Origin of the sequence: Streptosporangium minutum, assembly GCF_002149035.1 — a bacterium.
Lineage (GTDB): Bacteria > Actinomycetota > Actinomycetes > Streptosporangiales > Streptosporangiaceae > Streptosporangium > Streptosporangium minutum.
Genome location: NZ_NGFP01000102.1, coordinates 23191 through 30587, shown reverse-complemented (window position 1 = coordinate 30587; position 7397 = coordinate 23191). Strand labels below are relative to the sequence as shown.

Genomic DNA, 7397 nt, shown 5'->3' with positions numbered 1-7397 from the left:
GGTCCCCCTCGTACTGGTGTCCGCACCGGCCCACCCCCTCGCCGCCCGGGCCGCTCTGACCCCCGATGACCTCAAACACGAGCGGCTCCTGGTCAACGTCCCTGAGTGCTCGTTCTGGATGGCCGGGAACAAGATCCTCGGCCCCGGCCCCAAACGGATCAAAGCCGGAGGCGTCCCCGTGATGCGCGCATGGGCCGAGCACGGACTCGGAATCTCGCTTCTCCCCCGGTTCGCGGTCGCCGACAGCCTCCGATCCGGCGCCCTGGTCCGGCTCGACCTCCCGCTCCCGGATCTCAGCCTGCGGCTCGTCTGGCGAGAGGACCGGGAATCGCTGCCCGGCATGCGCGACGTCCTGTACGCCGCAGCCCGCCCCTGAACATGGGAGCCCCACCGGGGAGAACCGTCGCGTGAGCCCTGCCGTACGCCGGCATGGAGTGCGCGACCGGCACGTAGGGCGGACTTCATGACCGACCGGCACCGGCGCTTCAGCGGGTGTCGCCGGCCTGCCGTCCGGTCCGGCCCGTGCGCCGGACCACCGCTTTCAGCGTGGAGCCCATGTCCGCCGGTGTCGAGCCGCTGGTCTACAGGGTGCTGCCGACGAGCAGGGCCAGGTCGATGAGGCGGTTGGAATAGCCCCACTCGTTGTCGTACCAGCCGACGACCTTGACCTGCGGGCCGAGTACGCGGGTGAGTTCGGCGTCGAAGACACAGGAGGCGGGGTCGCTGACGATGTCGGTGCTGACGATGGGCGCCTCGGTGTAGGACAGCAGGCCCTTGTACGGACCGGCGGCGGCCTGGGCGTAGGCGTCCTTGACCTCTTGCAAGGTAGTGCGGCGGCTGGTGGTGACGGTCAGGTCGGTGACCGAGCCGGTGGGGACGGGTACCCGCAGGGCGAAGGCGTCGAGACGGCCCTGGAGTTCGGGCAGGACCAGGCCGATGGCCTTGGCGGCTCCGCTGGAGGTGGGCACGATGTTGAGGGCCGCGGCGCGGGCGCGGCGCAGGTCCCCGTGGGGGGCGTCCTGGAGGTTCTGGTCCTGGGTGTAGGCGTGGACGGTGGTCATCATGCCGGAGTCGATGCCGACGGCGTCGTGCAGCACCTTGGCCAGCACTCCGAGGCAGTTGGTGGTGCACGACGCGTTGGAGATGATCGTGTGGCGTTCCGGGTCGTAGGCGTCCTCGTTGACGCCGAGCACGATCGTGACGTCTTCGCCACTGGCCGGCGCGGCGATGATGACCTTCTTCGCGCCGCCGTCGACGTGCGCGCGGGCTTTGGCGGCATGGGTGAAGATTCCGGTGGACTCGATGACCACGTCCACTCCCAGATCCCCCCACGGCAGGTCGGCGGGGTCGCGTTCGGCCAGGACCTTGACGGTCCTGTCCCCGATACGGATCGCACCGGGCTCGGCGGTGATCTCGCCGGGGAAGCGGCCCAGGATCGAGTCGTAGGCCAGCAGGTGGGCCATGGTCGTCACATCGCCGAGGTCGTTGAGCGCGACGATCTCCAGGTCGGCGTCCCGGGCGGCTGCCGCGCGGAAGACGTTGCGACCGATCCGCCCGAAGCCGTTGATGCCGATACGAACAGTCATGGTTCCTTCTCCTTGCGCCGACGAGGGATGACGCGCCCCGCACGCGGCGGCTCAGGGGGCGTCCGGGAGAACATCATAAGCAACTTAAATAAGTGTGCGATATATTTTTGAGATGGACGACACCTCTGACGACACCTCTGACGACAACTTGGACGACAACCTGGACGACGACCTGGACGACGACCTGGACGTGGACGCCTTCACCACGGCGGTCGAGAACTTCAACCGCTTCTACATCCGGCTCCCGACGCTGGAGAAGCTGTCGTTCACGACGCTGTCGGTGCTGGACACCCTCGCGTGCGGCGGCGGCCCGATGCGGCTGACCGACCTGGCCAAGACCGAGCAGGTCAGCCAGCCCGGCATCACCCAGCTGGTCACCCGGCTGGAGCGCGACGGACTGGTAGAGCGCCACCCCGACCCGAGCGACGGACGCGCCGTCCTCGTCCGCATCACCGAGGCCGGCCGGCGGATCGGCCGCTCACGCCATGACGACCGCACACGCCACCTGGCCCCGCTCGTCGCCCAGCTGACCGCCGAACAGCGGCAGGCGATCGCCTGCGCGCTGCCCGCCCTGACCCGCATCGCGGAACTGGGGCGAGGCCGGCCGTCGGACGCCCCCACGCAGCCGGTCGCCGACGAGGTCGGCCCTGGGCGCTGACGAGCCCGATCCCCGCGACGTTCCGGGATACGCGGACCCGGTCTTCACGCCCTCCCCGGAGGCGATCGCGAGATCACCAGCCTGCCGGGGCCCGGCGCTGACCGCGGGAGGGCGTCAGCGGAAGCGGCGGCAGCACGGGCGGGGCGATGCGCAGGCGCCGGGCCAGGCCGTTGCCGGCCGGCACCGCCGCCCCCAGGATCACCACGAGTTCGCGACCCAGCACGATGCCGCCTCCTCCCGCGCAGGACCTTTGACGAGCCGGCCGAGCTCGCAGCTCAGCGGCTGTCGTGCCCGTGCCGTGCTCGCTGACCTCGCGGCGTTGGTCCTTACAGTCGCGGCAGTCGCGGGGTCAGCGTTCGATCATCTGCATCTGCTCTTCGTTGTGGTGCTCGCCGGCGGCCGGAGGGAGATTGTTCAGCTTGTCGATCTGCTCGGCGGTCAGCTCGATGTCGTCGGCGGCGATGTTCTCCTCCACTCGGGCGACCCGCTTGGTGCCGGGGATCGGGACGATGTGCTCGCCCTTGGCCAGCAGCCAGGCCAAGGCGACCTGCGCCGGGCTGGCGCCGGCCTCGTCGGCGATGACCCGCACCTCGTCGGCGAGGGCCAGGTTGCGCTGGAAGTTCTCGCCGGTGAAGCGCGGGTTGGTCTTGCGCCAGTCGGTGTCGTCGAACTGCTCGGGGGAGCGGATCCGGCCGGTGAGGAAGCCGTGTCCGAGCGGCGAGTAGGGCACAAAACCGATGCCCAGCTCGCGCAGCACCGGCAGCACCCGCTCCTCCACGTCCCGGGTCCACAGCGAGTACTCCGACTGCACGGCGGTGACCGGGTGCACGGCGTGGGCGCGGCGGATCGTCTCCGGGCCGGCCTCGGACAGGCCGATATGACCGATCTTGCCCTGCTCCACCAGCTCGGCCAGCGTGCCCACGGTCTCCTCGATCGGAGTGTTCGGGTCGACGCGGTGCTGGTAGCACAGGTCGATGTGGTCGGTGCCGAGGCGCTTGAGCGAGCCTTCGACCGCGGTGCGGATGTTGGCCGGGCTGCTGTCGAGGTGTCCCGGGCCGCCGCCGGCGTGCGAGACCATGCCGAACTTGGTCGCCACTACGACCTGGTCGCGGCGGCCTTTCAGGGCCCGTCCGACGAGTTCCTCGTTGGCGTACGGCCCGTAGATCTCGGCGGTGTCGAGGAAGGTGACGCCCAGTTCCAGCGCGCGGTGGACGGTGCGGACGGACTCGGCGTCGTCGGTGCCCGCGCCGGTGTAGCCGAAGGACATGCCCATCGTGCCCAGGCCGATGCGGGAGACGTCCAGGTCTCTCAGAGTGGTGTGCTTCATGGTCACCTCTCGGGAACGAGTTCGATCGTCGCGGCGCGCGACTCGGGGTTGACGACGCCGCCGATGACCGTACGCCAGGGCGGGGTCAGGGCTGGATGAGAACCTTGAGCGCTTCACGCCGGTCCATCGCGCGGTAGGCGCCGGGGATCTCATCAAGATCCATGGTGCGGTCGAAGACCTTGCCCGGCTGCACGGCGCCTTCCAGCACGCCCGGCATCAGTTCCTCGATGTAGGCACGTACGGGGGCGGGGCCGCCGGTCAGGGTGATGTTCGGCCCGAACAGGCTGGCGAACCCGACCGGCGCCTCGTCGTACTGCGGCACCCCGACCCGGGAGATCACGCCGCCGGGACGGACGACGCCGACGGCCTGCTCATAGGCGGGCAGGTACCCGACCGCCTCCAGGACCTTGGCGGCGCCGTGGCCGCCGGTGAGCTCGCGGACCTTGGTGATGCCCTCCTGGCCGCGTTCGGCGACCACGTCCGTGGCGCCGAACTCCCGCCCCAGGGCCGTACGGGCCTTGTGCCGGCCCATCAGGACGATCTGCTCGGCACCGAGCTGCTTGGCCGACAGCACGGCCAGCAGGCCCACCGCCCCGTCGCCGATCACCACGACGGTGTCACCCCTGCCGACGTGGGCGCGCTTGGCCGCGTGGTACCCCGTCCCGTACACATCCGACAAGGTCAGCAGCCCCGGCAGCAGCGCCTGGTCCTCGTCCGCAGGGGCTTTGACGAGGGTTCCGTCGGCCAGCGGGACACGCACCGCTTCGGCCTGGCCTCCGCCGATCCCGTCCACGGCCCAGAATCCGCCGTGCAGGCAGGAGGTCTGCAGGCCCTCCCGGCAGAACTCGCAGGTGCCGTCCGACCAGGCGAACGGGGCGATCACGAAATCGCCGCGGCGCAACGTCGTGACCTGGGAACCGACGTCCTCCACCACGCCGACGAACTCGTGGCCCATCGGGCTGCCCTCGGCGGTGGCGGGCATGGTGTGGTACGGGTGCAGGTCCGAACCGCAGACACAGGAACGCACCACCCGGACCAGCGCGTCGGTCGGCTCCTGGAGCACCGGATCGGGGACCTGCTCGACCCGCACGTCACCGGCCCCGTACATGAATGTCGCGCGCATATCGCTCCAGCTGAATAAGGTGCACACCAGCGTCGAAAAACTCCTACCCAGACGCCGGCCACCGGGTGGGGGCCGACCCCTTGCGCGCGGGTCCGACTCCAGCAAACGTTCTTTTACCGGCCAGCGGGAGTCACTGCCGTTCCAGGTAACGCCAGTACCTGCCTACCCGCCTTGGGACGCATGGACGGTCGAGCCGAGATCCAGGCTTTCCTCAGCTCCAGGCGAGCCCGGCACCTCCCGCGCCCAGCCGGTCCACGATGCGGTACGGACCGACCTGCCGAAGGTCGTTGCCGTCGATCGGGATCACTCGGAGTTTTCATCTCATTCCCGCCGCCGTGTGAACAGGTTGGCCCTCTGGAGGCCCGCTGTGACCAGTTCAATCCCGGATCGGCTCTCGGCCGGGCGGGATGTTGTGGTTGAGACGGAAGACGTTCTCCGGGTCGTAGACGGCTTTGAGGCCGGTCAGCCGCCGGTAGTCCGTGGCGTTGTAGGCGGAGCGCACCTGCGTGGCGGCGTTCTCGCCGTTCATGAAGTTGAGGAACTGGCCGCCGGTGCTCCACGGCGCGATCGCCTCGAACATGCGCGCGTGCGCCAGCCGGATCTGGGTGATGTCGGCGCGTTCCAGCCGGGACACCACGTTGAACAGGTATCGCGCGTCGCGGTTGCCGACGGCGTTGTCCACGGCGGGCGGGTGGGCGAGCCTGCCGCCGAGGTGGCGCAGTTCGACGATGTGCGGCACCGGCGCATGGGGGCCTGCCAGGTCGAGGACGGCTTGCACGGCAGTGGCGTCGAGTTCGCCGAGCATGGCCGTGCCCGACTCGACCGCGCCCGGTGCGACGGGGTCGTTGTAGATCGACCCGGCGTCGGCGTAGGCCAGCTCACCGAGGGTGTCGCTCATCGGGCCGATGGCCCGCAGCGGCGCCACCAGGCGCTCGCCGGCTCCGGGATCGCCGGCCGCGCAGGCGATGCGGATATGGACGGTGTGACGGCCGCGCACCGGCTCCGGGATCGCCGGAACGTCCGGCAGGGAGATCAGCGCGACCGAGGAGTTCATCGCCTCCGGCACTGTGGCGGCCCATCGCAGGTAGGTGCCGAACACATCGGCGGCCTTCTCGACGGGAAAGACCAGTGCTCCGCCGTACAGCGTGGTGACCGGCATCAGATCGATCTCCATTCCGGTCACCACGCCGAAGTTGTCCCGGCCGCCGCGCAGAGCCCAGAACAGGTCCGGCTCGCAGTCCCGGGTGACGTGCCGCAGGCGGCCGTCCGCCGTGACGACGTCGAGGCTGCGCACGTGGTCGGCGGCGTAACCGAAGCTCCGGGACAGCAGTGCCAGGCCACCGCCGAGGGTGTAGGAGACCGCGCCCACGCGCGGGGCCGAGCCGGACAGGGGTGCCAGCCCTGCCTGTGCCGCCCTGTGGATCACCTGATCCCAGCGTGTTCCCGCGGCCACCCACGCGGTGCCGGCATCGGCGTCCACCCGGACGGCGCTCATCCGCGCGGTGGTGATCAGCACTCCGCCCTCGGCGGCGACGGCGGCCGAGGCATGCCCGGTGCCCTGCACCGCCACCGGGAGCCCGCGGCCGCTCGCGTACGTCACCGCCGCCTGCACGTCGGCGGGTCTGGCGGCGCCCACCACCAGGTCGGGACGGTGCCGGCGGGCGGTCTGCCAACCTGCGCGTTCCTCGTCGTACCCCTCGTCGCGGGGCGCGAGGACCGGCCCCGTCACCTGATCGGCCAGCCGGTTCATGATTCCTCCTTCTCGCCGCCGAGCCGGGTGGCCAGGAACCGGCCGGCACGCTCCAGCGCCGCTGCCGCCTCGGCCGATCCGTCGTCGAGCTGGAAGACGTGCGGTTGACGCGGAACCACCTCCAACGTCACCGCGACCTCGTCGGCCCCGGCACGTCCGGCCAGCCGTACGGCGTCGTCCAGCAGGAGCTCGCTCGAGCCGACCTGGATCAGCAGGGGCGGCAGCCCGGTGAGATCGGCGAAGACCGGGCTCGCCCCGGGCGCCGCACCGTCGCCGCCGGCTAGGTACTGATCGAAGAGCCACTCGAGATCGGCCGGAGCGAAGAACGGGTCCACCCCGTCCTTGGACCGCATGCTCGCGCCGCTGAGGGTCAGATCGACCGCCGGGGAGAACAGGACCGCCGCCGCCGGCATCGGCAGGCCCGCGTCTCGGGCGCGCATCATGGTGACGACAGCCAGAGCGGCACCGGCCGAGTCGCCCGCGACCACCAACCGCTGCGGATCGACACCGGAGTCCAGCAGCTCGCGGTAGGCCGCCAGGCAGTCATCAGGCGCGGCGGGGAACGGATGCTCGGGCGCCAGCCGGTAGTCGAGCGAGACCGCCCGGCCGTCCAGGTGCCGCAGCAGTGCGGCGGAGATGTGGGCGGTGACCCGTGCCGACCCGACCACGAACCCGCCGCCGTGGAGATACAGCAGCACGTCCTCGCCCGCCGTGCCGGTCGGAGCGGTCCGCAGTCGCAGTGCCGGCCGCCCGCCGAGTGTTGTCGCCGACACGTCGACATCCGCGGGCAGGGGCCGGGTGAACATCGCCGCGAACTGCTCGCGCCGTTCGGCAATGGTGGTCATCTCGCCCTCCAGGTTTTAGTCAAGTTACCTGACAGTCAAGGGACCTTACCAGTTCGGCTGATACTGTCAAGCAGCCTGACGAACTCGCCTGAAAGAGGGGCCGCACGA

Annotated in this window: 8 protein-coding genes; 2 read left to right on the top strand and 6 right to left on the bottom strand. The window is 70.4% G+C overall.

What is annotated here, in order from left to right; translation table 11 throughout:
- Positions 1 to 376, top strand: a 376-nt coding sequence (locus CA984_RS22015) for a substrate-binding domain-containing protein (protein WP_207620976.1), incomplete at its 5' end; no start/stop codon positions are given.
- Positions 377 to 581: 205 nt separating this feature from the next.
- On the opposite strand, the gene gap is transcribed toward CA984_RS22015, so the two are convergent.
- Complete coding sequence (gene gap / locus CA984_RS22010) at positions 582 to 1586, bottom strand: type I glyceraldehyde-3-phosphate dehydrogenase (RefSeq protein ID WP_086575338.1); 1005 nt, start codon at positions 1584 to 1586, stop codon at positions 582 to 584.
- A gap of 112 nt (positions 1587 to 1698) precedes the next feature.
- Here gap and CA984_RS22005 point away from each other — a divergent pair, with 112 nt between their 5' ends.
- Complete coding sequence (locus CA984_RS22005) at positions 1699 to 2244, top strand: MarR family winged helix-turn-helix transcriptional regulator (protein ID WP_242676093.1); 546 nt, start codon at positions 1699 to 1701, stop codon at positions 2242 to 2244.
- Positions 2245 to 2317: 73 nt separating this feature from the next.
- Here the strand turns inward: CA984_RS22005 and CA984_RS46365 are convergent, their stop codons facing one another.
- The 5 genes from CA984_RS46365 to CA984_RS21985 all read right to left on the bottom strand — a co-directional run bounded on the left by CA984_RS46365 (position 2318) and on the right by CA984_RS21985 (position 7289).
- Positions 2318 to 2467 (bottom strand): hypothetical protein, encoded by a 150-nt coding sequence (locus CA984_RS46365; protein ID WP_165781358.1) that lies wholly within the window; start codon positions 2465 to 2467, stop codon positions 2318 to 2320.
- 126 nt (positions 2468 to 2593) lie between these two features.
- Positions 2594 to 3571: an aldo/keto reductase gene (locus CA984_RS22000; protein WP_086575357.1), complete on the bottom strand. Its 978-nt coding sequence runs from the start codon at positions 3569 to 3571 to the stop codon at positions 2594 to 2596.
- Positions 3572 to 3656: 85 nt separating this feature from the next.
- Positions 3657 to 4694 (bottom strand): zinc-dependent alcohol dehydrogenase family protein, encoded by a 1038-nt coding sequence (locus CA984_RS21995; protein WP_086575335.1) that lies wholly within the window; start codon positions 4692 to 4694, stop codon positions 3657 to 3659.
- 376 nt (positions 4695 to 5070) lie between these two features.
- Positions 5071 to 6444, bottom strand: a complete 1374-nt coding sequence (locus tag CA984_RS21990) for an FAD-binding oxidoreductase (protein ID WP_086575333.1) — start codon at positions 6442 to 6444, stop codon at positions 5071 to 5073.
- Positions 6441 to 7289, bottom strand: coding sequence for an alpha/beta hydrolase (locus CA984_RS21985; RefSeq protein ID WP_086575330.1), 849 nt, complete (start codon positions 7287 to 7289; stop codon positions 6441 to 6443). The genes CA984_RS21990 and CA984_RS21985 overlap by 4 nt, the downstream gene beginning before the upstream one ends.
- Between the last annotated feature and the right edge of the window lie 108 nt (positions 7290 to 7397).

Excerpts from the sequence above, each read along its gene's own strand:
- CA984_RS22000 (WP_086575357.1), bottom strand. The coding sequence starts at position 3,571 with ATGAAGCACACCACTCTGAGAGACCTGGACGTCTCCCGCATCGGCCTG.
- CA984_RS21985 (WP_086575330.1), bottom strand. The coding sequence starts at position 7,289 with ATGACCACCATTGCCGAACGGCGCGAGCAGTTCGCGGCGATGTTCACC.
- CA984_RS21995 (WP_086575335.1), bottom strand. The coding sequence starts at position 4,694 with ATGCGCGCGACATTCATGTACGGGGCCGGTGACGTGCGGGTCGAGCAG.
- CA984_RS22005 (WP_242676093.1), top strand. The coding sequence starts at position 1,699 with ATGGACGACACCTCTGACGACACCTCTGACGACAACTTGGACGACAAC.
- gap (WP_086575338.1), bottom strand. The coding sequence starts at position 1,586 with ATGACTGTTCGTATCGGCATCAACGGCTTCGGGCGGATCGGTCGCAAC.
- CA984_RS21990 (WP_086575333.1), bottom strand. The coding sequence starts at position 6,444 with ATGAACCGGCTGGCCGATCAGGTGACGGGGCCGGTCCTCGCGCCCCGC.